Below are 24,056 nucleotides of genomic sequence, written 5' to 3' on the forward strand. Positions count from 1 at the left end.
GGCGTCGTCGTACGGACGTCGCCGAATAGACGTATCGACAACCGATTCGGCTCCATCCGATTTCCGATGCCCCCCATAAGCCGATCCACCCGCTCCAAAAAAGTGACGCATGTTCACCTTCCCACTCGGGGATACCGGCGGTAACGTCCCGCCACACCCCCGTCGGGAGGAGCTGCCATGCCACGGCGCACCCCACGCAACGCCCTCGACAGACTCAGAACTCCCCGCGGCCTCCACGGGTTCCTGAAGACCGCATCCGTATGCGCCCTCATTGCCGGAGTTTTGTCACCGCTTTCCCCGGCGATGGCCGCCGGGACCGCGTCCACCGAGGTCACGGCCGCCGAGGCCACCGCCAACGACCACTGCGGCGGCCAGTGTTCCGACATCCTGCCGCCCGGCCAGAACGGCAACGCCACCCTCGCCCAGATCCTCCTCAACCAGGCGTTCGGCACCCAGCCGGCGCACGCCGAGGACCAGCTCGGCCCCTACGCCAACCTCGCCACCGGCTACAAGGGCCTCACCAACGACAAGATCAACACCTTCTTCAACGACGCCTCCTTCGGCGTCCCGGACGGCCAGGCCGCCTCCACCGTCCGCCCCGCCGGACGCGACGACGTGACCATCGTCCGCGACAAGAAGACCGGTGTGCCGCACATCACCGGCACCACCCGCTACGGCACCGAGTTCGGCGCGGGCTACGCGGCCGCCCAGGACCGGCTGTGGCTCATGGACCTCTTCCGGCACGTCGGACGCGGCCAGTTGACCCCCTTCGCCGGCGGCGCCCCCGCCAACCAGGGCCTGGAGCAGCAGTTCTGGCGCAGCGCCCCCTACACCGAGGCCGACCTGGAGGCGCAGATCGAGAGCGCCGCCGCCAAGGCCGGAGAGCGCGGCGAACTGGCGCTGGCCGACGTCGACGCCTACGTCGCCGGTGTCAACGCCTACATCGACGCCTCCGACAAGGGCCGCTACTTCCCCGGCGAGTACGTCCTGACCGGACACAAGGACGCCATCACCAACGCCGGTACCATCGAGCACTTCAAGCGCACCGACCTGATCGCGCTGGCCTCCGTCATCGGCTCCCTCTTCGGCGCCGGTGGCGGCGGCGAGGTCAACAACGCGCTCTCCCTCCTCGCCGCCCAGGAGAAGCACGGCGTCGCCGAGGGCACGAAGGTCTGGGAGTCCTTCCGCCAGCGCAACGACCCCGAGGCCGTCCTCACCCAGCAGGACGGCAGCTTCCCGTACCTGCCCACCCCGGACGACCCGCAGGGCCGGGCCCTGCCCGACGCCGGCTCGGTCGAGGCGGAACCGCTGGTGTACGACCGTACGGGCAGCGCGGGTGCGGCGAGCGCGACCGGCGCCTCCACGAAGGCGGCGGACGCGGCCGTGACCTCGGCGCGGCGCGGCATGTCCAACGCCCTCGTCGTCAGCGGCGAGCACACCGCGAGCGGACACCCGGTCGCCGTCTTCGGACCCCAGACCGGCTACTTCGCCCCGCAACTGCTCATGCTCCAGGAGATCCAGGGCCCCGGCATCAGCGCCCGCGGCGCCTCCTTCGCGGGCCTGAGCATGTACGTCGAACTCGGCCGCGGCCAGGACTACGCCTGGAGCGCGACCACTTCCGGCCAGGACATCATCGACACCTACGCGGTCGAGCTGTGCCAGGACGACTACCACTACCTCTACCGCGGCACCTGCACGCCCATGGAGAAGGTCGAGCGGCACAACGCCTGGAAGCCCACCGTCGCCGACTCCACGGCGGCCGGCTCCTACACGATGCGCGTCTGGCGCACCAAGTACGGCCCCGTCGAGTCCCGCGCCACGGTCGGCGGCAAGAAGGTCGCCTACACCACCCTGCGCTCCTCCTACCTGCACGAGGCCGACTCCATCATCGGCTTCCAGATGCTGAACGACCCGGACTACCTCAACAGCCCGGAGCGCTTCCAGGGCGCGGTCCAGCACATCAACTACACCTTCAACTGGTTCTACGCCGACTCCGAGCACACCGCGTACTACAACAGCGGCGACAACCCGGTGCGCGCGGACGGCGTCGACGCCGAGTTCCCGGTCTGGGCCCGGCAGGCGTACGAGTGGCGGGGCTGGGACCCGGCCGACAACACCGCCCGGTACACCGGCGCCGCGGCCCACCCGCAGTCGGTCGACCAGGACTACTACATCTCCTGGAACAACAAGCAGGCCAAGGACTACCCCGCCGCCTCCTGGGGCAACGGCTCCGTCCACCGCGGCAACCTCCTCGACGACCGGGTGAGGAAGCTGGTCGCCGACGGCGGCGTCACCCGCACCGCGCTGGTCAAGGCCATGGCCGAGGCCGCCCTCGCCGACCTGCGCGCCGAGGACGTCCTGCCCGACCTGCTGAAGGTGGTCGAGTCCGCGCCGGTGACCGACCCGGCGGCGAAGGCGGCCGTGGACGGGCTGAAGGCGTGGCTGTCGGAGGGCGGCGGCCTGCGCACGGAGACCTCGGCGGGCTCGAAGAAGTACGCGCACGCCGACGCGATCCGCACCCTGGACGCCTGGTGGCCGCTGCTGGTGAAGGCCGAGTTCGAACCCGGCCTCGGCACCGACCTCTACACCGCCTTCACCCGCAACCTGCCCGTCGACGAGTCCCCGTCCGCCGCCCACGGCCCGACCGGCGCCCACGCCGGCAGCGCCTTCCAGTACGGCTGGTGGAGCTATGTCGACAAGGACATCCGGGCCGTGCTCGGCGAGTCCGTCAAGGGCCCGCTCGCGCACACGTACTGCGGCGACGGCGACCTCGCCGCCTGCCGGGACACCCTGGTCTCCACGCTGAAGGAGGCGGCGGGCCGCACGGCCGCCCAGGTCTATCCCGGCGACGACAACTGCTCGGCCGGGGACCAGTGGTGCGCCGACTCGGTGATCCACCGCACCCTCGGCGGCATCAAGCACGGCGGCATCGGCTGGCAGAACCGGCCGACCTACCAGCAGGTCGTGGAGTTCACGTCCCACCGGTGACCGGCCGGCCCCACGGTCACTTGTAGAGCAGGTACTGGCGGCGGGTCCTGCGGAACGCCGCCAGTTCCCGCTCCCAGCCGTCCACCACCTCGTCGGTGTCCGCGCCCGCGTCGATCATCGTGCGCACCTGCGTGGACCCGGTGAGCTTGTCGATCCAGTTGTCCGACCGCCAGGCGAAGCCCTCCCAGGTCCGCCTGGCGGTCACCAGGAGGGCGATGCCGGTGCGCACCGGGTCGAACGCGGCCCGGTCGTGCACGTGGAGCTGCACACCGCCGACGGTCTTGCCCTGGAACTTGGAGAAGGTGGGCGCGAAGTACGCCTCCCTGAACCGCACACCCGGCAGCCCGGCCTCGTTCGCGGCGGCGGCCCAGCCCCCGTCGATCCCCTCGGCGCCGAGCAGCTCGAACGGGCGGGTCGTGCCGCGCCCCTCGGAGAGGTTCGTCCCCTCGAACAGACAGGTCCCCGAGTACACCAGCGCGCACTCCGGCGTCGGCATGTTCGGACTCGGCGGCACCCAGGGCAGCCCGGAGGCGTCGTAGAACTCCGAGCGCTTCCAGCCCGTCATCGTCACCGTCTCCAGCGGCACCGGCGAGGTCAGGAACTCGCCGTTGAACAGCAGCGCCAGCTCGGCGACCGTCATGCCGTGCGCCTGCGCGATCGGCTGCCGCCCGACGAAGGTGGCGAACTCCTTGTGCAGGACCGGCCCGAGGGCCGCGCGCCCGGTCACCGGGTTCGGCCGGTCCAGGACCACGAACCGCTTCCCCGCGAGCGAGGCCGCCTCCATGCAGTCGAACAGCGTCCAGATGTACGTGTAGAAGCGCGCGCCCACGTCCTGGATGTCGAAGACGACGGTGTCCACGCCGGACGCCGTGAACACGTCCGCGAGCGGCTGCCCGCTCTTGAGGTACGTGTCGTAGACCGGCAGCCCGGTCGCGGGATCGTCGTAGCGGCCCTCCGAGCCGCCCGCCTGCGCCGTGCCCCGGAAGCCGTGCTCGGGGCCGAACACGGCGGTCAGGTTCACCCGGTCGTCGGCGTGCATGACGTCGACGATGTGGCGTACGTCCCGGGTGATGCCGGTCGGGTTGGTGACGATGCCGACCTTCTGCCCGTCGAGCGGGGCGTAGCCGCCGTCCGCGAGGCGCTCGAAGCCGGTGCGCAGCCGGCGGCCCCCGTGCCCCGCGGGTGCCGCGTGCGCCGTGCCGGTCGACACGGCGGCGGTGGTGGTGCCGGCCGCGACCGCGGCCGTCGTGGCGAGCAGGTTGCGTCTGGACAGCGTCATGCGGTGACCTCCGTGATCGCGGCGGGTGTCATGCGCACGCACGCTAACCCGCGCTCGGGCCGCAGGGAATGGAGTAGACCGCGGTTCGCCTCTTCCGCCGCACATACCGACTGGTTAGTCTGGCGCTGCAACGGGGAGCGAGCAGTGCCCGAGCCGTGTCGCGTGTCGCGAGTCGAAGGAGACCGATGGTGGAAGCCGTGCAGGACGCCGGAGTCGTCGTCACCGGGGCGGGAGGCGGCATCGGGGCCGCGCTGGCCCGGCGTTTCGCCGCCGAGGGGGCCCGGGTCGTCGTCAACGACCTGGACGCCGGGCGGGCGAAGGCCGTCGCCGACGAGATCGGCGGCATCGCGGTCCCCGGCGACGCCTCCGCGATCGTCACCGAGGCCCGTGACGCGCTGGGCGGCACGGTCGACGTGTACTGCGCCAACGCGGGCGTGGGGTGCGGCGGTTCGGAGGCGGCGGAGGAGTCCGTCTGGGCCCTGGCCTGGGACGTCAACGTCATGGCACACGTCCGCGCGGCCCACGCACTGCTCCCCGACTGGCTGGAGCGCGGCAGCGGCCGCTTCGTCTCCACCGTCTCCGCCGCCGGACTGCTCACCATGATCGGCGCCGCCCCGTACAGCGTCACCAAGCACGGCGCCTACGCCTTCGCCGAGTGGCTGTCCCTGACGTACCGGCACCGCGGGATCAAGGTCCACGCCATCTGCCCGCAGGGTGTGCGCACCGACATGCTGGCCGCTACCGGCAGCGCCGGCGACCTGGTGCTGCGGCCCACCGCGATCGAGCCGGGCGACGTCGCGGACGCCCTGTTCCAGGGCATCGAGGAGGACCGTTTCCTGATCCTGCCGCACCCCGAGGTCGCCGGGTACTACCAGGCGCGGGCCGCCGACCCCGACCGCTGGATGCGCGGCATGAACCGGGTCCAGCGGCAGTGGGAGGAAGCGACGGCCGGGTGACCGCACGCCCGGCGCCCGCCCCGCGCCGGGCGCCCTGCCCGACGCGCCGGAGCCGGAAAGTGGGAAGATCCTCCGTCGGGAACCGCGTTCCCCTACGCGGCAGGACCCGACAGTGAACGGACAGTGAAACGGAAAGGCAGGTGACGGCAGTGCCCAGGACCACGGACGGGGACGGCACTCCGGTGCCGCAGCGGCTCCTGGCCGCCGCCACCCGGCTCTTCGCCGAGCAGGGCTACGACCGCACCTCGGTACAGGAGATCGTCGAGGCGGCAGGCGTCACCAAGGGTGCGCTGTACCACTACTTCGGTTCCAAGGACGATCTCCTGCACGAGGTGTACGCGCGCGTGCTGCGCCTCCAGCAGGAACGCCTGGACGCCTTCGCCGACGCCGACGACCCGGTCGAGAAGCGGGTGCGGGACGCGGCGGCCGACGTCGTCGTCACCACCATCGAGAACCTCGACGACGCGTCGATCTTCTTCCGCTCCATGCACCAGCTCAGCCCGGAGAAGAACAAGCAGGTGCGTGCGGAGCGCCGGCGCTACCACGAGCGCTTCCGGGCGCTCATCGAGGAGGGGCAGCGGACCGGCGTCTTCACGAAGGAGACCCCGGCCGACCTGGTGGTGGACTACCACTTCGGCTCCATCCACCACCTGTCCACCTGGTACCGCCCCGACGGTCCGCTCAGCCCGCAGGAGGTCGCCGACCACCTGGCGGACCTGCTGCTGCGGGCGCTGCGTCCGTGAGGCGCCCGGTGAGGTGATCGGCCAGGGCCGCCGCCGCGGGATTGCGCGGCCGCGGCCCGCGCCCGGCCAGTACGACGGTCCGGCCCGGCTCCGGCTGCCGGATCGCCACACACGGCAGCCCGGCGCGCTCACCGATCCGGCGCGGCACGAACGCCACGCCGATCCCGGCCCGCACCAGGTCGACCAGCAGCCCGATCTGGGTCACGTCACAGGTGATGCGGCGCTCCAGACCGCAGTGGGCCGCGAGCCGCCGTACGGCCGTCTCCAGGCCGGTGCCCGCGCGGAAGTCGACGAACGGCTCCTCGGCGAGGTCCCTGACCAGCGTCCGCCCGGCCTCGGCGAGGGGATGGCCCACAGCGGTGATGAGTACCAGCTCCTCCTGCCAGGACGCGTACGGGGTGAGCCCCTCGGCCAACGCGCCCGCGTCCGGCACGAGATAGGCGAGATCCAGCTCGCCCGCGCGCAGCGCGTCGGTCAGCTCACCGACCGGCGCGTCCCGCACCGACACCTGGACGCCCGGGAACCGGCGGTGGAACGTGGCCAGTTCGGCGGGCAGATCGACGCAGGTGAGCGTCTGAATGGTGCCGATGGCCACCCGTCCGGTGGCCAGCCCCGTCACCGCCGCGACCGCCTGCCGGGCGTCCTCGGCGCCGGCCAGCAGCGCACGGGCCCGCGGCAGCAGGGCGCGGCCCGCCTCGGTCAGCACCACCCGGCGGCCGGTGCGGTCGAACAGGTCGGCGCCCAGCTCCCGTTCCAGGTTGCGGACCGAGGTGCTGAGCGCCGACTGCACGATCAGTTCGCGGCGCGCGGCGGCGGTGAAGCCGCCTTCGGTGACGACCGCCATGAAGTGGCGGAGCTGACGGATCTCCATCAACCCACTCTAGAGAGAGCTGATCTATTCCGGAGATGGGTCCCAGCGAAACCATCTGTTGGACCGCTGCCCGGTCCGCGAGCCAGCCTGAGTACATGACTCGCAGACCCTCGCCCTGGCCCCGTCTCGTCGCCTTCCTCCGCGCCCTCGCGCGCGCCGACCACCACTACTCGGGCGGCTATTGACCGGCCGCCCGCGGGAGGGCGGTCAGAGGTACTTCTTGATCTCCCGGCGGGCCAGCGAACGCTGGTGCACCTCGTCCGGACCGTCGGCGATCATCAATGTCCGCGCGCCCGCGTACAGCTCGGCCAGCGGGAAGTCCTGGCTCACGCCGCCCGCCCCGTGCAACTGGATCGCCCGGTCGATGATGTCGACCACCGCGCGGGGCGTGGCGATCTTGATGGCCTGGATCTCGGTGTGCGCACCCCGGTTGCCGACGGTGTCCATCAGCCAGGCGGTTTTCAGCACCAGCAGCCGCAACTGCTCGACGGTGACCCGGGCGTCCGCGATCCAGTTGTGCACCACGCCCTGCTGGGCCAGCGTCTTGCCGAAGGCCTCGCGGGACACCGCGCGGCGGCACATCAGCTCGATCGCCCGCTCCGCCATGCCGATCAGCCGCATGCAGTGGTGGATCCGGCCGGGACCGAGCCGGGCCTGGGCGATGGCGAAGCCGCCGCCCTCCTCACCGATCAGGTTCGTCACCGGCACGCGCGCGTGGTCGAAGGTCACCTCGGCGTGGCCGCCGTGGTAGTGGTCCTCGTAGCCGAAGACCTGCATGGCCCGGTCGACCGTCACCCCGGGCGTGTCGCGCGGGACCAGCACCATCGACTGCTGGCGGCGGATGTCCTCGCCGTCCGGGTCGGTCTTGCCCATCACGATGAAGATCCCGCAGTCCGGGTTCATCGCCCCGGAGATGTACCACTTGCGGCCCGTGACGACGTACTCGTCGCCGTCCCGCTCGATGTGCGTGGTGATGTTCGTGGCGTCCGAGGAGGCCACGTCGGGCTCGGTCATCGCGAACGCGGAGCGGATCTCACCGGCGAGCAGCGGCTGAAGCCACTGCTTCTTCTGCGCCTCGTCGCCGAACTGGGCCAGCACCTCCATGTTCCCGGTGTCCGGCGCCGCGCAGTTCGTCGCGGTCGGGGCCAGCTGCGGACTGCGGCCGGTGATCTCGGCGAGCGGGGCGTACTGCAGGTTGGTGAGGCCGGCGCCGTGCTCGGCGTCGGGGAGGAACAGGTTCCACAGCCCCTGGCGGCGGGCCTCGGCCTTGAGGTCCTCCACGACCTGCGGCGTCTCCCACGGGGAGGCGAGGCGCGCGCGCTGCTCGTGGGCGACCTGCTCGGCCGGGTAGACGTACTCGTCCATGAAGGCGAGCAGCCTGGCGCGGAGTTCCTCGGTGCGTGCGTCGTACGCGAAGTCCATGGGGGTCAGCCCTTCTGAAGGGTGGTCAGGCCGTGCTCGATGAAGACGGGGACGAGGTCGCCGATGCGGTCGAAGCCGCGGCCGACCGTCTGGCCCAGCGTGTAGCGGTAGTGGATGCCCTCCAGGATCGCGGCGAGCTTGAACCACGCGAACGCCGTGTACCAGGCGACCGTGGTGACGTCCCGCCCCGAGCGGGCGGCGTACCGCTCGATCAGTTCGGCGGGCGCGGGGTGGCCGGGGGCCTGGGCGGTGGTGGAGACGGGGGAGTCGGGCATGCCCAGCGGGCTGCTGTACATCACCAGCAGGCCCAGGTCGGTCAGCGGATCACCGAGCGTGGACATCTCCCAGTCGAGGATGGCCCGGATCCCGTCGCCCTCGCTGCCGATCAGGACGTTGTCGAGGCGGTAGTCGCCGTGCACGACCGTGGGGGCGGGGGAGCGGGGCAGCTCCCGGCCGAGGGTGGCGTGCAGTTCGTCGATGCCGGCCAGGTCACGGTTGCGGGAGGCGTCGAGCTGCTTGGCCCAGCGGCGCAGCTGGCGGTCCAGGAAGCCCTCGGGACGCCCGAAGTCCGCGAGGCCCACCTCGGCGGGGTCCACCGCGTGCAGCCCGACCAGCGTGTCGACCAGGTTCAGCACCGCGGCGCGGGTGCGCTCCGGGCCGAGGCGCGCGAGCTGCTCGGCGGTGCGGTACGGGGTGCCCTCCACGAACTCCATCACGTAGAAGGGCGCCCCCAGCACCTCCTCGTCCTCGCACAGCAGCACCGGGCGCGGCACGGGCACGTCCGTCGGATGCAGGGCGCTGATGACGCGGTGCTCGCGCCGCATGTCGTGGGCGGTGGCCAGGACGTGGCCGAGCGGAGGGCGGCGTACGACCCAGCGGGCGGCGCCGTCCGAGACGGCGTAGGTGAGGTTCGACCGTCCGCCCTCGATCAGTCGGCCGGACAGCGGCCCGGTCACCAGGCCGGGCCGCTCGCGGTCGAGCAGGACGCGCAACCGGTCGAGATCGAGTCCGGGCGGGTGGTCGGGGCTCATCGGCTCTCCCTGGGGCAGGCGAACGGTACCCCCACATGATGCCGACCGGTCGGTATGTCGTCCAGTGGGCGGACGGAACGTGATCGGTGTTACGGGCGGGGCCGGGCGCGGTTTCGGATTCAGAGGACCAGGACCGCCCCGCAGGCGGCGAGGGCGAGCGTGCACAGAGCCGCGGCGGCGGCATGCGGCGGGGTGAGCGCACGGGGCCTGTTCGCCGCGGCGAGGGTGCGGATACGGCCGTGGGCGATGCGGAGGAAGGCCAGCCAGAGGACGCAGCACAGGGCGGCGGCCAGCACCGAGACGGCCGTCGCGCCCCCGTGCAGCGCGGCCTTCACGGCGAGTACGGCGACGACCGTGCCGGACAGGGTGGTACGGCGCCAGGCGAGCCGGGTGCGCTCGGGCTGGAGCCCGGGATCGCGGTCCGCGGGGTCCGCGTCGGCGCCGCTCACGCTCAGCCCTCCCAGCCGACGAGGACCACGACGACCATGACGACCGCGACCACGGCCACGACCAGGCTGAGCAGCGCCGGGAAACGGGAGACGGGGAGGTCCTCGCCGCGGCGCATGGCGCGCTCGCAGCGTGCCCAGTGGTTCACGGCCCGCAGCGAGCACAGCACCCCGGCGGCGAGCAGCGCGAGCGCGAGCCCGACCCGCCAGCCCCACCGCAGGTCGGGCAGGAACTGGTCCACCGCGAACCCGCCACCGATCAGCGCGAGGGCGGTACGCAGCCAGGCCAGGAACGTACGCTCGTTGGCCAGCGAGAACCGGTAATCGGGGGTCCCCCCTTCCCGCCGCACCTCCCCGGGCACGAACCACAACCGAACACTCCGCACAAATTCACTCACCCGGGGACCCTATCCGCCGCCCGGCCCCCTGGCAGCGTGCACCCACCCGCCCCGCCCCGCAGCTGCGTGCAGTCGCCGCCCTGCCCCCGCCAGCTGCGTGCGGTCGCCGCCCTGCCCCCGCCAGCTGCGGGCAGTCACCCGCCCTACCCCGTAGCTGCGTGCGGTCGCCGCCCTCCCCCCCCAGCTGCGGGCAGTCGTGCCGCTGGGGCGGCACGGGTGGGCGCAGCGGCACCCCGTAGCGCCGGGCCGCGCAACCCGCCCCGCGTCCACCACCACGCCGGTTCACCAATGAACCCCGGTTCAGCGAGCGCCCCGCCAGGCCCGCAGCCGCGCATACGCCGCCGCCCCGTCCGGCACGAACTCCCACACTCCCTCCCCGACCCGCTGCTCCAGCTCCCCCTCGGACAGGAACCCGTACCACGCCACCTCCTCCACCTGAGGGGACACCGCCCCCGCCACCCGCACCTCGTACACCGCCGACCACCAGGTCCGCCCACCCCCGTCGTCGTACAGGAACTTGAACAGGAACTCCGGCCGCGGCAGCCCGCTCACCCCCAGCTCCTCCTCCGCCTCCCGCAGCGCCGCGTCGTCGTACGACTCGCCCGCGCCCACCACCCCGCCGACGAACATGTCGTACAGCGCGGGAAACACCAGCTTCGAAGCCGTCCGGCGGTGGACGAACACCCGCCCCTCGGGGTCGCGCGCCCACACGAAGACGCACCGGTGCCGCAGCCCCCGGTCGTACACGTCGCCCCGCCGGGCCCGCCCGACCACGCGGTCGTTCTCGTCGACGACGTCGAGGATCTCGTCAGCAGAACTCATCCGCCCATCCAAACAGCCCGCCCATCCAAACGGCCCGCCTGCCCGGCCGACCGGCCCGCCCCCGCCGTACCGCCGTGCCCCTCAGCCCCGCTCCAGCGCCGGTTCCCGCCCGCTCTCGCCCGTCCCCGTGCCCGCCCCCTGCGGCATCGCCGGGTGCAGGCCCAGCAGGACGATGCCCGCCACGATCGCCGCGAGGCCGCCCGCCTCCCACGCGAGCGCCCCGGCGTCGGTGTGCAGCCGGTCGCCGAGGAACCCGACCCCGCAGGCGATCCCGGCGAGCGGCTGGGCCGCCGTCAGCGCGGGCAGCGACCGACGCAGGGGCGCCGTCTCGAAGGCGCTCTGGACCAGGAGCAGGCCGGTGATGCCGAGCACCACCACGGCGTACGGCTGCCAGCCCGTCAGCAGTTCCGCCGGGCCGCCCGAGGTGAAGCGCCGGCCGCTGACCCGGGTCAACGCGTCCTGCACCCCGTACACCAGGCCGGCGGCCAGTGCCAGCAGTGCGGGCCCCCAGGTCAGCCGCACGCGGCCGGCCCACAGTGTGAGCAGCAGGGCCAGGCCCAGCATGACGCCGACGATCAGCCAGTGCCGTACCGGGTCGGTCACCGCACTGCCGCCGCGCGGCTCGCCCGCGAGGATGAACGCGCTCACCCCGCCCGCCAGCAGTGCGAGGCCGGCCCAGCCCTGGCGCCCCAGCGGCTGCTTGGTCCGGATGCGCGACAGCGCGAGGGCGAAGAGGAGGTTCGTCGCCAGGAGCGGTTCGACGAGGCTCAGTTCGCCGCCGCCCAGTGCGAGCGCGCCGAGGACCAGACCGGCCACCATCAGCCCCGTACCGGCCAGCCAGCACGGCATCCGCGCGAGGTCGAGCAGGAGGCGGGGCGAGAGGAAGTCGCCCAGCGGAGCGCGCTCGGCCGCGTTCTGCTGGAGGACGAAACCGAAACCCAGACAGCACGCGGCGCACACGGCGAGGACCAGAACCAGAACCGACACGCTGCGTACCTCGATCGTCAGTCGGGTCACGGGGGCGTCGGGGCCGACTCTAGTGCGGGTGACCGCCGGGTGCCGGGCGGGCGGCGCATTCGGGGTGCGGCCCACCGACGGGCTTCCGGGACGGAGACGGTGGCCCGCCGTCGCACAAGTTCCCCTCCAGTCACGTGAGTTGACGCGTGTAACGCCACGGTTCCTCTTGACGTCAAGCCTTGGCTGCCGGTTTGCTGTGCGTGATCAGTTCATGGCAATCCGGTCATGGCAGTCCGGCTACGACGACCTACCGCGTCGCGTGAGGAAGTTTCCCGCGGTGTCCCCACCTCCGCCTCCCCTCGGCCGCGGCCGCAAACGCGCGGCCCAGGCCTTCGACGAGGCCCTCGACGACGCCGAACTCATCGCCGCCCGCGCCGCGTTGGCCCAGGGACGCTGGCAGTCCGTCCGCTCCCTGCTGGTCCACACGGGTGACGACTGGGACCGCCGGGGGCACCGGGTCTCCGTCCTGGCCAAGGAGCCCCACTGCGCCCCCTGGGCCCGCGAGTGGCTGCTCGCCGACCCCGGCTCCGCCGACGCCTCGGTGCTCCTCGCCCACGCCCTGGTCCACCGTGCCCTGCGGGGCAAGGAGAAGCCCGCGCGGGTCCGCGAGGCGTGCCGGGACGCCGCCGCCCTCCTCCCGGCCGACCCCACGCCCTGGCTCGGGCTGCTCGTGCTGGAGCGCTCCCTGGGCGCCGACGAGGACGTCGTCCGCGTCTTCGACGAGGTGCGCGGGCGGTACGCCGACCACCACCACGCCCACCACCTGATGGCGGCCCGGCTCGCCGAGCGCGGCGGCGACGGCCCCGACCCGCTGCACGAGGTGTACGACTTCGCCAACTGGGCCGCCGAGCAGGCACCCGCCGACTCCCCGCTGGCCATCCTCCCGGTCGTCGCGCACGCCGAGCGTTACCGCGTGCTGGCCGCCGCCGGACACGAGTCCCCCGACCCGGCGGCCTCGGGGCACTGGGTCGGCCGGCGTGCCCGGCTGGTGATGAAGGCGGCCTTCGACTGGTGGCTGGAGTGGGAGCAGGACGGCCACCCGCGCCGGCTGATCGACCTCAACTTCCTCGCCCACGCCAAGTCCTGCGAGGGCCGCGGCGCCGAGGCCGCCGCCCTGTTCCACCGCATCGGCGAGCACGCCACGCCGGCCCCGTGGTCGTACCCGGACCGCGACCCGCTCTCCGCCTTCCGCGCCGCCCGCGCCGGCGCCCTCGGCACGACCTGATCGCCCGACGAACCCGAAGCACATCACCCACGAGGAACACGAGAGAAGGACGTCCTGCGATGACCACGGGCAGTTCGAGCACGAGCAGATCCGCGAGCGGTGGCGCCATCAGCACCTTCAAGGGCGAGGAGCGCGCCCTGCGCGCCGACCGGCTGGGCACGGGAGGACTGCTCCTGTCCGTGCTCGCCGCCACCGCCCCGCTGATGGTGGTCGCGGGCGTCATGCCCACCACCTTCGCGGTCATGGGCATCGTCGGACAGCCACTCCTCTTCGTGGTGCTCGGCGTCGTGCTCATCCTCTTCAGCATCGGATACGCCGAGATGAGCCGGCACGTGCACAACGCGGGCGCCTTCTACGCCTACATCTCCCGGGGCCTGGGCGGCACCGCCGGCGCGGGCGCCGCCCTGGTCGCGCTGGTCGCCTACAACGCCCTCCAGGTCGGCATCTACGGCATCTTCGGCTTCGAGGTCTCCGGACTGCTGTCCACCTACGCCGACCTCGACGTGGCCTGGTGGATCCCGGCCCTCCTGGCGGTCCTCGCGGTCGGCGCGCTGGGCTGGCTGAAGATCGACGTCAACGCGCGCGTGCTGGGCGTCCTGCTGCTCATCGAGGTCGTCCTGGTGGTGGTGTTCGACATCGCCGCCGTCGCCGACCCGGGGGCGCAGGGCCTGTCGCTGCACGCCTTCAACCCGGACACGCTGACCGGCGCCGGGGTCGGCACCGCGCTGTGCTTCTGCATCGCCGCCTTCCTCGGCTTCGAGCAGGCGCCGGTGTACGCCGAGGAGACCAGCCGGCCGCACGTGCTCGTTCCGCGTGTCATGTTCCTGGCGGTCGCAGGGGTCGCTGTCTTCTTCGCGCTCAGCAGCTGGGCCCTGACCGTGGCCACCGGACCCGACAAAGTCGTCGGCACCGCGCAGGAGCAGAGCGCCGGACTGCTGTTCTTCCTGACCGAGTCGCGGCTCGGCGACACCTTCACCGACGTGCTCCACGTCCTGTTCGTCACCGGCATGTTCGCCGCGCTGCTCAGCTTCCACAACGTCGTCGCCCGGTACGCCTTCGCCATGGGCCGCGAGGGCCTGCTGCCCGCCGCCTTCGGCCGGACCAGCGGCAGCAGCGGAGCGCCCGGCACCGGCTCGCTGCTCCAGACCGCCGTCTCCGCGATCGTCGTCGTCGGCTTCGCCGTCGCCGACGACAAGCCCAACGGCGACCCGACCGAGCCCGTGCTCCACCTGTTCACCTGGGGCGGCAACATCGGTGCCCTCGGCGTGATCGTGCTGATGGCGGCCGCCTCGTTCTCCGTGGTGGCCTTCTTCGTCCGGCGCGGCGCCGCCGGCGCGCAGGGCGTACGCCTGGTCACCTCCACCGTCGCGGGCCTGGCCCTGCTGGTGATCGCCGGATACACCGTCAAGGACTTCGACGTCCTCGTCGGCGCGGGCCCCGGCTCCGCCCTGAGCTGGGTGCTGCCCGGCATCATCGGCCTCGCGGCCGTCGCCGGAGTGGTCCAGGGTCTGATCCTGCGCTCCCGCGCCCCCGAACGGCACGCCCGCATCGGCCAGGGCAACGAGGCCTTCCAGCTGGACAAGGCCGCGTCCTCCTGACAACGGAAGGATCCCCGAACAACGGAAGGACCCCCGAGCATGCCTCGGGCCCCGGCGGCTCGGCCGACCGGGGCCCGAGGCACGCGGGGTGGGCCCGACTCAGCCGGCCGGGGCCGCGCCGAAGTCCAGCAGCACCTTGCAGGACCGGCTCCGGTCCGCCGCCAGCTCGAACGCCGACGCCGCGTCCCGCACCGGCACCACCGCGCTGACCAGCGCGTCGAACGCGGGCTCGGCCGCGAGCAGGCGCAGCGCGTCGTCGAACTCGCCGTCGAAGCGGAACGCCCCGCGCAGCTCGATCTCCCGGCTCACCACCAGGTTCCCCGCGAAGGGACTGTGCCCCGGCGGCAGCATGCCGAGCTGCACGACCACGCCGCCGCGCCGCACCAGCCGCAGACAGGTGTCGAGGCCCGCGGCCACACCGGACGCCTCGATCGCCGTGTCCACCTCCACCGGCCATCCGCAGTCCCCGGGGTCGTCGGCCCGTACGAGGGTGTCGGCGCCGGCGGCCCGGGCGTACTCCAGGGCCGCCGGCAGCAGGTCCGTCACCGTCACGTGGGCCGCGCCCGCCGCCTTCGCCGCCGCGACCACCAGGGCGCCGATCGGCCCGGCGCCGGTGACCAGCACGTGCCGCCCGGCCACCTCCCCGGCCCGGCGCACGGCGTGCAGAGCCACGGACAGCGGCTCGGCCAGAGCGCCCCGGCGCGGGTCCAGGCCGGCCGGGAGGGCGCGCAACTGCTCGGCGGGGACGACGATCCGCGCCGCGAAGCCGCCCTGGACGTGCGGGAAGCGGGCCGCGCTGCCCAGGTACCGGGTGTCCCCGCAGACGTTGCGCCGCCCGTCCGCGCACTCCGGACACGTCCCGCAGGGGGTCGCCGGGTGCACGGCGACGGACGTACCCGCCGCTGGCCCCGCCGTGTCCGGGGAGCCGTACGCAACGACCGTCCCGCCCACCTCGTGCCCGAGCAGCATCGGCTCCCGCAGACGGAAGTCGCCGACTCCGCCGTGCCGCCAGTAGTGCAGGTCGGAGCCGCAGACGCCGCCGTAGCGCACGGCGACCAGCGCCTCGCCCGGACCGGGCCGGGGGACGGCCACGTCCTCGACCCGCAGGTCGCCCGCACCGTGGATCACACAGCCCGGCGCGGAGGCCTCCCCGGCGCTCACAGGACGCTCGTCATTCCGCCGTCGACGTACAGGATCTGTCCGCCGACGAAGTCCGCCGCGGGCGAGGCGAGGAACAGCAGCCCGCCCACCAGGTCCTCCGTACGGCCCCACCGGCCCGCCGGAGTGCGCCCGCGCACCCAGGCGCTGAACTTCTCGTCCTCGACCAGCGGCCGGGTCAGCTCGGTCTCGATGTAGCCGGGGCCGAGCCCGTTGACCTGGACGCCGTACGGGCCCCAGTCGGCGCACATGCCCTTGGTGAGCATCTTGAGCGCGCCCTTGGTGGCGGCGTAGGGCGCGATGCCCGGGCGGACCACCTCGCTCTGCAGCGAGCAGATGTTGACGATCTTGCCGTGGCCGCGCTCGGTCATCCGGCGCGCCGCCTCCCGGCCCACCAGGAAGGCGCTGGTGAGATTGGTGTCCAGGACGCGGTGCCAGTCGGCGTCCGCGAACTCCAGCAGGGGCGCCCGCAGCTGCATCCCGGCGTTGTTGACCAGGATGTCGAGCGGGCCCACCCGCTCCTCGACCTCGGCGATCCCGGCGGTGACGGACGGGCCGTCGGTCACGTCGAAGACCGCCGTGTGGACCTCGCCGGGGAGCCCGGCGGCGGCCTTCGCGAGCCGGTCGCCGTCGCGTCCGTTGAGGACCACCCGGCAGCCGGCCTCCGCGAGGCCCCGGGCCAGCGCCAGCCCGATGCCCCGGCTGGAGCCGGTCACCAGGGCGGTGCGCCCGCCGATGTCGAAGAGGGGGTGAGCCGTCATCGTCGTACTCCTGATCCTTTCTGACCCGTGCGTGGTGCGGCTATATGACCAGGGACAACAGCAGCACCAGCGCACCGGCGACCACGGAGATGATCGTCTCCATGACGGACCAGGTCTTGATGGTCTGGCCGACGTTCAGCCCGAAGTACTCCTTCACCAGCCAGAAGCCGGCGTCGTTGACGTGGCTGAAGAACAGCGAGCCGGCGCCGATGGCCAGGACCAGCAGGGCGGCGTGCGTGGTCGACATGTCGGCCGCGAGCGGCGCGACCAGACCGGCCGCCGAGACGGTCGCCACCGTCGCCGAACCGGTCGCCAGCCGGATCACCACCGCGATCAGCCAGGCGAGCAGCAGCGCCGGGATCGACCAGTCCTTGGAGATGTCCAGGACCATCTGGCCCACGCCGGAGTCGATCAGCGTCTGCTTGAAGCCGCCGCCCGCGCCGACGATCAGCAGGATGCCGGCGATGGGCGCCAGCCCCTTCTCGACCAGGCCGGAGAGACGGTCCTTGCCGAACCCGGCGGGCCGCAGCAGCGTGAAGATGCCGACGATCACCGAGACCAGCAGGGCGATCAGCGGGTTGCCGATGACGTCGAAGGTGCGCTGCACCACGTTCTCGGGGTCGTCGATGATGATGTCGACCAGGGCCTTGAGCAGCATCAGCACGACCGGCAGCAGGATCGTGGCCAGCGTGGCGCCGAAGCTCGGACGCTTGTCCAGCTGCTCGGAGGCGCGCTGCGGGATCATGCGGTCGGGGGCCGGGACGTCCACCCAGCGGGCCGCGTACTTCGAGAAGACCGGACCGGCGATGATCACGGTGGGGATCGCGATCAGCACGCCCAGCGCCAGGGTCACACCGAGGTTGGCGTCCACCGCGTCGATGGCGACCAGCGGACCGGGGTGCGGCGGGACCAGGCCGTGCATCACGGACAGACCGGCCAGCGCCGGGATGCCGATCCGCATCAGCGAGTAGTTGCCGCGCTTGGCGACCATGAGGACGACCGGGATCAGCAGGACGATGCCGACCTCGAAGAACAGCGGCAGACCGATGACCGAGGCGATCAGCACCATCGTCCACGGCATCGAACGCGGGGTCGCCTTGGCGAGGATGGTGTCCACGATCTGGTCGGCGCCGCCGGAGTCGGCGAGCATCTTGCCGAGGATCGCACCGAGGGCGATCAGGACGCCGACGCCCGCGACGGTGGAGCCGAGCCCGGCGGTGAAGCTGGTGATGACCTTGTCCAGCGGCGCCCCGGCGAACGCGCCGAGCGCCAGCGACCCGATGGTCAGCGACAGGAAGGCGTGCAGCTTGAACTTGGTGATGAGCAGGACGATGACGGCGATGCCCAGGAGCACGGCGATGCCCAGCTGGGCGTGGCCCGCCGAGGTGATCGGCTCGACGGGGTCCGCTGCCAGCATCTCGACGCTGAGTCTGGTCACGGTGGTTCCCTTGCGGTGATGGGGATTCGGGGGGAGTTCGGGGCCGTGCGCGCGGGGGCGGCACGACCCCGGGGGAGGTGGGGGGTGAGGGGGGTTACTGCACCGGCTCGGGGAGGTCCTTCAGGGCGTCGACCGCCCGTCCGGTGATCTCCTCGGGGGTGCCGGCGACGTCCACCGCGACTCCCGCCTCGTCCGGCTGCAGCGGCTGGAGCGTGGCGAACTGGGAGTCGAGCAGGGCCGTCGGCATGAAGTGGCCCTGCCGGTGCGACATCCGGTCCTCGATCAGCTCACGGCTGCCCGTGAGATGCACGAAGACGACACCGGGAGCGGCGGCCCGCAGCCGGTCGCGGTACGACCGCTTCAGCGCCGAACTGCTCACCACCCCACCGAGCCCGGCACGCCCGTGCGCCCAGCCGCCGATGGCGTCCAGCCAGGGCCAGCGGTCCTCGTCGGTGAGCGGGGTGCCGGCCGTCATCTTGGCGATGTTGGCCGGTGGGTGGAAGTCGTCGCCCTCGGCGTAGGGAACGCCGAGCCGGGCCGCGAGCAGGGGACCGATGGTGGTCTTCCCGGTGCCCGCGACGCCCATGACCACGACCACGTGGGGGGTGTGCAGTTGCTGCATCGCACTCTCGCTGTCTGCTGTCTTCGTCGACACCTGATGTCGACGCAACTGAAACTCATTAGTACGACAACTTCAAGAGTCTGTGACATATAAGTCTGACTTTTTGTTCCCGTGGCCTGCCTCGTACGCTGAGTGCATGAGCACACCGGGCCGGGGGCTGCACGGCCGCGTACTGGACACCCTCGGCCCCGCGATCACAGCGGGCGAATACCCCGCGGGCAGCGTGCTGCGCACGGACGAGCTCGCCCAGCGTTTCGAGGTGTCGCGCTCCGTGATGCGGGAGGCGGTCCGGGTGCTGGAGTCCATGCACCTCGTCGAGTCCCGCCGCCGCGTGGGCGTCACCGTCCTCGCCGAGTGCGAGTGGAACGTCTACGACCCACAGGTCATCCGCTGGCGCCTGGCCGGCTCCGAGCGCCCCCGGCAGTTGCGCTCCCTGACCGTGCTCAGGTCCGCCGTCGAACCGGTCGCGGCGGGACTGGCGGCCCGGCTCGCCACGTCGGAGCAGTGCGCCGAACTGACCGAGTGCGCGCTCGGCATGGTCGCCAACTCACGCGGTCACCGGCTGGAGGAGTACCTCTTCCACGACGTGGCCTTCCACCGCGTCATCCTCACCGCCTCCGGCAACGAGATGTTCGCCCGCCTCGGAGGCGTCGTCGCCGAGGTCCTGACCGGCCGCACGCACCACGACGTGATGTTCGAGGACCCCGACCCGGCCGCCGTCACCCTGCACGTCCAGGTCGCCGAGGCGGTCCGCGCCCGCGACGCCGAGCGCGCGGAGCGACTGACCCGGGAGATCACCGAGGGTGCGTTGCAGGAGCTGGACATCCTGGCGCCCTGAGCGCCGGCGGCGTCGGGCGGGAGGCGTCCTCAGTCGAGGAACTCCCCGTCCACGTACACCCACGCCCCGTCCACCCGCTCGAACCGGCTCCGCTCGTGCAGCGAGCCGCCGCGGTAGGACGCCCGGAACGTCACGGTCCCGGTGGCATGGAAGGCGGAGCCGTCGGACGTCTCCAGGATCTCCAGACCGGTCCACCGCATGCCCGGGTCGAGGTCGAGCCGCGCGGGCCGGGTCCGCGGGTGCCAGGTGCGCAGCAGATAGCCCGCGTCGCCCTTCACGAAGGCGCTGTAACGGGAGCGCATCAGAGCCTCGGCGGTCGGCGCGGCGGCGGCCCCGGCGTGGAAACGGCCGCAGCACTTCTCGTATGGCTCGGACCGTCCGCAGGGGCAGGCAGGGGTGGTCATGGCGACAACTCCAGGTGGTCGCGGCGACTGTCGTGGAAAAGCAGAAAACCCCTGCTCAGCAGGGGTTTCAGCTGGTGTCCGAGGGGGGACTTGAACCCCCACGCCCGATAAAGGGCACTAGCACCTCAAGCTAGCGCGTCTGCCATTCCGCCACCCGGACAAGGTGTCTGTCGCGCGGGTTTTCCCCTTGGCGACGACGTAAACATTACCAGGCTTTCCGGGGTGGCCGATCACCCCCTCCTTGGGCCCGGACGGCCGCAGGGGGAGGATGAGGGGGACCCACCAGCAGTGACATCAGCAGTGACAGCGGGAGGAACCACGTGAGTGACTCGGGCACGGCCAGGAGCGTCACCGGCGAGGACGAGGTCGTCGACCTCTGCCGCGAGCTGATCCGGATCGACACCAGCAACTACGGCGACCACTCGGGACCGGGCGAGCGCAAGGCCGCCGAGTACGTCGCCGAGAAGCTCGCCGAGGTGGGACTCGAACCCAAGATCTTCGAGTCCCACCCCGGACGCGCCTCCACGGTGGCCCGGATCGAGGGCGAGGACCCGTCCCGGCCCGCGCTGCTCATCCACGGCCACACCGACGTGGTCCCGGCCAACGCGGACGACTGGACCCACCACCCCTTCTCCGGGGAGGTCGCCGACGGCTGCGTGTGGGGGCGCGGTGCGGTCGACATGAAGGACATGGACGCGATGACCCTCGCGGTCGTCCGCGACCGGCTGCGCAGCGGGCGCAAGCCCCCGCGGGACATCGTGCTCGCGTTCCTCGCCGACGAGGAGGCCGGCGGCACCTACGGCGCCCGGCACCTCGTCGACCACCACCCCGACCTCTTCGAGGGCGTCACCGAGGCGATCAGCGAGGTGGGCGGCTTCTCCTTCACCGTGAACGAGCAGCGCCGCCTGTACCTGATCCAGACGGCCGAGAAGGGCATCCACTGGATGAAGCTGACCGTGGCCGGCACGGCCGGGCACGGTTCGATGATCCACCGCGACAACGCCATCACCGAACTGTCGGAGGCCGTCGCGCGTCTGGGCCGGCACAAGTTCCCGGTCCGCGTCACCAAGACCACCCGTGCCTTCCTCGACGAACTCGGCGACGCGCTCGGCACCGAGCTGGACCCGGAGGACATGGACGGGACGATCGCCAAGCTCGGCGGCATCGCCAAGCTCATCGGCGCGACCCTGAGCAACACCGCCAACCCGACCCAGCTGGGCGCGGGTTACAAGGTCAACGTCATCCCGGGCGAGGCCACCGCACACATCGACGGGCGCTATCTGCCCGGGTACGAGGAGGAGTTCCTCGCCGACCTCGACCGCATCCTCGGACCGCACGTGCGGCGCGAGGACGTGCACGCCAACAAGGCCGTCGAGACCACCTTCGACGGAGCGCTGGTCGACGCGATGCAGTCCGCGCTGGTGGCCGAGGACCCGGCCGCGAAGGCGATCCCCTACATGCTCTCCGGCGGCACGGACGCCAAGTCCTTCGACGACCTGGGCATCCGGGGCTTCGGCTTCGCGCCGCTCAAGCTGCCGCCCGAGCTGGACTTCGCGGGCATGTTCCACGGCGTCGACGAGCGGGTGCCGGTCGACGGACTTCAGTTCGGCGTGCGGGTGCTCGACCGCTTCATCGACGCCTCCTGAATCGTCTGTGTGTACGGGAGGCGACCGGGACGAGTGAATGCGCTCATAAGCTCGTAGCCTCATTACTCCCTCCTCGTTACAGGTGATGCGATCGGCAATTTTGGGATCGCGTTTGCCAACTAGGAGGAACAATGCTCAAGAAGGTCGTCGCCGCCGCGGCTGCCACCGGTGGTCTGGTTCTCGCGGGCGCGGGCATGGCCGTCGCCGACTCCGGTGCCCAGGGTGCCGCCGTGCACTCGCCCGGCGTCCTTTCCGGCAACGTCGTTCAGGTTCCCGTGCACGTCCCGGTGAACGTCTGCGGCAACACGATCTCCGTGATCGGTCTGCTGAACCCCGCCTTCGGCAACGTCTGCGTCAACAAGTGACGTTGTGCCTCGCCCCGTGAGGATCTGATTCCGCCGGCCCCGGAGTGCACGCCATGCGCTCCGGGGCCGACGGCCTTTCGGGGGACATTCGAGGCGAGGGGACGACGGCAGCGCCGGAATTCCGGCACGCTCGCATTCTCGGTACCACGGGACCAGACAAGGCAGGGATTCAGGAAATGCGACAGGTCACCCGCAAGGGCCTGATGACGATGGCGGCGGCCACCGGCGTGATCGCCGCCGCGGGCGGCACCGCCCACGCGGACTCGGGCGCGCACGGCGCGAGTTCGGGCTCGCCCGGCGTGCTCTCCGGCAACACGGTGCAGGCCCCGGTGCACGTGCCGGTGAACGTCTGCGGCAACACGGTGGACGTGGTCGGCGTCCTCAACCCGGCGATGGGCAACTCGTGCGCCAACAAGGGCGGCGGTGCCACCGGAGGACACGGCGACTCCGGCTCCGGCGGATACGGCGACTCCGGGAGCCATGACGGGTCGCACGGCGGCTCGCACGGCGGCGGCGGCTCTCACGCGGGCGGCCACGCCTCGGACTCGCCGGGCGTCGGCTCCGGCAACCACGTCGAGGTGCCGATCGACGTGCCGGTGAACGTGTGCGGCAACAGCATCGACGTGATCGGCGCCCTCAACCCGGCCTTCGGCAACGACTGCGACAACGGGGGCGGAGGCGAGGACCACTCGACGCCCCCCGGCGACCACGAGACGCCTCCCGAGAAGCCGGGCAACCCCGACACCCCGGACAACCCGTCCGGTTCGGACGGCGATACGCCGGGCGACTCCACGGACGACAACCAGCCGGGCACCCAGAACGTCGCCCAGCCGGGAGGCGACGCGGCGCTCGCCGAGACCGGCAGCGACCTGCCGCTGGGCCTCGCCCTGCCGGTCGGTGCCGGCGCGCTGCTCGCGGGCACGGTGCTCTACCGCAAGGCACGCGCCTCGGCGTGAGACGGGCACACCGGCACACGCAGCGGGCTCCGCATCGGCGGGGCCCGCTCCGTGTCCGCCTCCGTCACCCGGGCCCGACCGGGCCCGGGCCCCGGATCACCAGGTGGCGCGCACTTGGCGGATGATCCGCCGCCGCAACCGCACCTTGCGGCTGCCGTCACGCAGCAGGGTCAGGCGGTACAACTCCCAGTGTCCGTACTCGGCATGGTCCGTCAGCTGACGTGTCGCCTCCTTGCGGGTGACCCCGCGCGGTAGGTACACATCGACAAATTCGTATTCCGGCATCGAATCTATTGTGCGGGCTGGGGCCCGGTACGGATAGCGTCTGCACTATGTCTGATGCTGCGCAGCCCACCGCTGCCGAGGTACGCGCCGCCGCCGAGGCGGTCAAGACCGCGCTCGACCGCCACCTGGCCGCGGTCGAACGCCGGTCGGGAGAGGAAGACCCGGCCGTCTACGACGCGTTCAACGAGCTGGCCGCGGCCGCGGAGGCGTACGACGAACTGCTCTACGACCGGTACGACGAGGTCACGCCCTTCGAGATCCCCGGCGAGGACACGATGCCGCCGTACACGGGCCCCGAGGAACCCAGCGCGCTCAGCGTCCTGATCCGCCGCGACTACGAGGTCGCCGAGCCGCAGCGCCTGATGGCCCAGGCCCGACGGGTCGAGGCGGCGGACGGGGAGGGCCCGGGCGCGGAGTCCTCGGACACGGTGCACGGGGCGCTCGGCCTCCTGTTCGGCGAGTTCGAGCCGGACGAGATCGCCTCCCGGCACAAGGAGTTCGGGCTGGAGGAGGGCGACTCCACCCTCTGGGTGACGGCCGCGGACGAGAGCGCCGAACCGGGGGAGTGGCTGGAGGCCCCGTTCGAACAGGTCGACCCGCAGCGGGTGGTCTGCCGCTTCGACGTCAGCGCGGTCTTCGACGAGGAGTTCGACGACGGCCTCGACGACGGCGACGAGGGCGACGGCGACGGCGATCTGCCGGAGCTGGACGAGGATCTCGACACGGACCTCGACACGGACCTGGACGAGGACGGTGAACCGGCACGCCTGGAGGCGGACCGCTGAGT

The 24,056-nt window shown here is 72.1% G+C and carries 24 protein-coding genes and 1 tRNA gene; 10 read left to right on the top strand and 15 right to left on the bottom strand.

Going from position 1 to position 24,056, the window contains the following annotated elements; translation table 11 throughout:
- The first annotated feature begins 177 nt into the window (after positions 1 to 177).
- Positions 178 to 2,988, top strand: a complete 2,811-nt coding sequence (locus D1J63_RS29275; protein ID WP_164713023.1) for a penicillin acylase family protein — start codon at positions 178 to 180, stop codon at positions 2,986 to 2,988.
- 16 nt (positions 2,989 to 3,004) lie between these two features.
- Here D1J63_RS29275 and D1J63_RS29280 read toward each other — a convergent pair whose 3' ends face one another.
- Positions 3,005 to 4,267: a DUF1343 domain-containing protein gene (locus tag D1J63_RS29280; RefSeq protein ID WP_176155617.1), complete on the bottom strand. Its 1,263-nt coding sequence runs from the start codon at positions 4,265 to 4,267 to the stop codon at positions 3,005 to 3,007.
- A gap of 185 nt (positions 4,268 to 4,452) precedes the next feature.
- Between D1J63_RS29280 and D1J63_RS29285 the strand changes: the two genes are divergently transcribed.
- Both D1J63_RS29285 and D1J63_RS29290 read left to right on the top strand, forming a co-directional pair.
- Complete coding sequence (locus D1J63_RS29285) at positions 4,453 to 5,223, top strand: SDR family oxidoreductase (RefSeq protein ID WP_125632991.1); 771 nt, start codon at positions 4,453 to 4,455, stop codon at positions 5,221 to 5,223.
- A 149-nt stretch (positions 5,224 to 5,372) separates the two neighbouring features.
- A complete protein-coding gene (locus tag D1J63_RS29290; RefSeq protein WP_125632993.1) occupies positions 5,373 to 5,966 on the top strand; it encodes a TetR/AcrR family transcriptional regulator in 594 nt (197 codons plus the stop codon).
- Here the strand turns inward: D1J63_RS29290 and D1J63_RS29295 are convergent.
- From D1J63_RS29295 to D1J63_RS29325, 7 genes are all read right to left on the bottom strand, one after another.
- Positions 5,905 to 6,837 (bottom strand): LysR family transcriptional regulator, encoded by a 933-nt coding sequence (locus tag D1J63_RS29295; protein WP_125632995.1) that lies wholly within the window; start codon positions 6,835 to 6,837, stop codon positions 5,905 to 5,907. The genes D1J63_RS29290 and D1J63_RS29295 overlap by 62 nt on opposite strands.
- 207 nt (positions 6,838 to 7,044) lie before the next feature.
- The gene (locus D1J63_RS29300) at positions 7,045 to 8,259 is read right to left on the bottom strand and encodes an acyl-CoA dehydrogenase (protein ID WP_125632997.1); all 1,215 of its coding nucleotides are present in this window, start codon (positions 8,257 to 8,259) and stop codon (positions 7,045 to 7,047) included.
- A 5-nt stretch (positions 8,260 to 8,264) separates the two neighbouring features.
- Positions 8,265 to 9,290 (bottom strand): phosphotransferase family protein, encoded by a 1,026-nt coding sequence (locus D1J63_RS29305; protein ID WP_125632999.1) that lies wholly within the window; start codon positions 9,288 to 9,290, stop codon positions 8,265 to 8,267.
- A gap of 119 nt (positions 9,291 to 9,409) precedes the next feature.
- Positions 9,410 to 9,739, bottom strand: coding sequence for a DUF202 domain-containing protein (locus D1J63_RS29310; protein ID WP_125633001.1), 330 nt, complete (start codon positions 9,737 to 9,739; stop codon positions 9,410 to 9,412).
- 2 nt (positions 9,740 to 9,741) lie between these two features.
- Positions 9,742 to 10,134 carry a DUF202 domain-containing protein gene (locus D1J63_RS29315; protein ID WP_102930287.1) on the bottom strand — a complete coding sequence of 131 codons (393 nt, stop codon included), beginning with the start codon at positions 10,132 to 10,134 and terminating at the stop codon, positions 9,742 to 9,744.
- Positions 10,135 to 10,434: 300 nt separating this feature from the next.
- Positions 10,435 to 10,956 carry an NUDIX domain-containing protein gene (locus tag D1J63_RS29320; protein ID WP_164713024.1) on the bottom strand — a complete coding sequence of 174 codons (522 nt, stop codon included), beginning with the start codon at positions 10,954 to 10,956 and terminating at the stop codon, positions 10,435 to 10,437.
- A gap of 81 nt (positions 10,957 to 11,037) precedes the next feature.
- Positions 11,038 to 11,943, bottom strand: coding sequence for a DMT family transporter (locus D1J63_RS29325; protein ID WP_125633005.1), 906 nt, complete (start codon positions 11,941 to 11,943; stop codon positions 11,038 to 11,040).
- 307 nt (positions 11,944 to 12,250) lie between these two features.
- Between D1J63_RS29325 and D1J63_RS29330 the strand changes: the two genes are divergently transcribed.
- Complete coding sequence (locus tag D1J63_RS29330; protein ID WP_164713025.1) at positions 12,251 to 13,198, top strand: hypothetical protein; 948 nt, start codon at positions 12,251 to 12,253, stop codon at positions 13,196 to 13,198.
- Positions 13,199 to 13,257: 59 nt separating this feature from the next.
- On the top strand, positions 13,258 to 14,796 hold the full coding sequence (locus D1J63_RS29335) for an APC family permease (protein ID WP_125633009.1): 1,539 nt from the start codon (positions 13,258 to 13,260) through the stop codon (positions 14,794 to 14,796).
- 99 nt (positions 14,797 to 14,895) lie between these two features.
- On the opposite strand, the gene D1J63_RS29340 is transcribed toward D1J63_RS29335, so the two are convergent.
- The 4 genes from D1J63_RS29340 to D1J63_RS29355 all read right to left on the bottom strand — a co-directional run bounded on the left by D1J63_RS29340 (position 14,896) and on the right by D1J63_RS29355 (position 18,775).
- On the bottom strand, positions 14,896 to 15,957 hold the full coding sequence (locus tag D1J63_RS29340; protein WP_125633011.1) for an L-idonate 5-dehydrogenase: 1,062 nt from the start codon (positions 15,955 to 15,957) through the stop codon (positions 14,896 to 14,898).
- Positions 15,954 to 16,715, bottom strand: a complete 762-nt coding sequence (locus D1J63_RS29345) for an SDR family oxidoreductase (RefSeq protein ID WP_061445608.1) — start codon at positions 16,713 to 16,715, stop codon at positions 15,954 to 15,956. Before D1J63_RS29345 ends, D1J63_RS29340 begins: the two co-directional genes overlap by 4 nt.
- A 40-nt stretch (positions 16,716 to 16,755) precedes the next feature.
- Positions 16,756 to 18,153, bottom strand: coding sequence for a gluconate:H+ symporter (locus D1J63_RS29350; RefSeq protein ID WP_125633013.1), 1,398 nt, complete (start codon positions 18,151 to 18,153; stop codon positions 16,756 to 16,758).
- 94 nt (positions 18,154 to 18,247) lie between these two features.
- Positions 18,248 to 18,775 carry a gluconokinase gene (locus tag D1J63_RS29355; protein ID WP_102929281.1) on the bottom strand — a complete coding sequence of 176 codons (528 nt, stop codon included), beginning with the start codon at positions 18,773 to 18,775 and terminating at the stop codon, positions 18,248 to 18,250.
- A 136-nt stretch (positions 18,776 to 18,911) separates the two neighbouring features.
- Here D1J63_RS29355 and D1J63_RS29360 point away from each other — a divergent pair, with 136 nt between their 5' ends.
- Positions 18,912 to 19,613 (top strand): FCD domain-containing protein, encoded by a 702-nt coding sequence (locus tag D1J63_RS29360; protein WP_102929282.1) that lies wholly within the window; start codon positions 18,912 to 18,914, stop codon positions 19,611 to 19,613.
- A gap of 29 nt (positions 19,614 to 19,642) precedes the next feature.
- Here the strand turns inward: D1J63_RS29360 and D1J63_RS29365 are convergent, their stop codons facing one another.
- Both D1J63_RS29365 and D1J63_RS29370 read right to left on the bottom strand, forming a co-directional pair.
- Positions 19,643 to 20,017, bottom strand: coding sequence for a YchJ family metal-binding protein (locus D1J63_RS29365; protein WP_125633015.1), 375 nt, complete (start codon positions 20,015 to 20,017; stop codon positions 19,643 to 19,645).
- Between the two features lie 72 nt (positions 20,018 to 20,089).
- Positions 20,090 to 20,177: transfer RNA gene (locus tag D1J63_RS29370), tRNA-Leu, on the bottom strand.
- Positions 20,178 to 20,337: 160 nt separating this feature from the next.
- Here D1J63_RS29370 and D1J63_RS29375 point away from each other — a divergent pair.
- From D1J63_RS29375 to D1J63_RS29385, 3 genes are all read left to right on the top strand, one after another.
- Complete coding sequence (locus tag D1J63_RS29375) at positions 20,338 to 21,663, top strand: M20/M25/M40 family metallo-hydrolase (protein WP_125633017.1); 1,326 nt, start codon at positions 20,338 to 20,340, stop codon at positions 21,661 to 21,663.
- 131 nt (positions 21,664 to 21,794) lie between these two features.
- Positions 21,795 to 22,028 (top strand): chaplin ChpH, encoded by a 234-nt coding sequence (gene chpH, locus D1J63_RS29380; RefSeq protein ID WP_019325258.1) that lies wholly within the window; start codon positions 21,795 to 21,797, stop codon positions 22,026 to 22,028.
- Positions 22,029 to 22,204: 176 nt separating this feature from the next.
- Positions 22,205 to 22,984 (top strand): chaplin, encoded by a 780-nt coding sequence (locus tag D1J63_RS29385; protein ID WP_125633019.1) that lies wholly within the window; start codon positions 22,205 to 22,207, stop codon positions 22,982 to 22,984.
- Positions 22,985 to 23,080: 96 nt separating this feature from the next.
- Here the strand turns inward: D1J63_RS29385 and D1J63_RS29390 are convergent, their stop codons facing one another.
- Complete coding sequence (locus D1J63_RS29390) at positions 23,081 to 23,269, bottom strand: DUF5703 family protein (RefSeq protein ID WP_007388288.1); 189 nt, start codon at positions 23,267 to 23,269, stop codon at positions 23,081 to 23,083.
- A gap of 47 nt (positions 23,270 to 23,316) precedes the next feature.
- Here D1J63_RS29390 and D1J63_RS29395 point away from each other — a divergent pair, with 47 nt between their 5' ends.
- Positions 23,317 to 24,054 carry a hypothetical protein gene (locus D1J63_RS29395; protein ID WP_125633021.1) on the top strand — a complete coding sequence of 246 codons (738 nt, stop codon included), beginning with the start codon at positions 23,317 to 23,319 and terminating at the stop codon, positions 24,052 to 24,054.
- The last annotated feature ends 2 nt before the right edge of the window (positions 24,055 to 24,056 follow it).

It is taken from the genome of Streptomyces sp. KPB2 (assembly GCF_003950055.1).
GTDB classification, from domain to species: domain Bacteria; phylum Actinomycetota; class Actinomycetes; order Streptomycetales; family Streptomycetaceae; genus Streptomyces; species Streptomyces salinarius.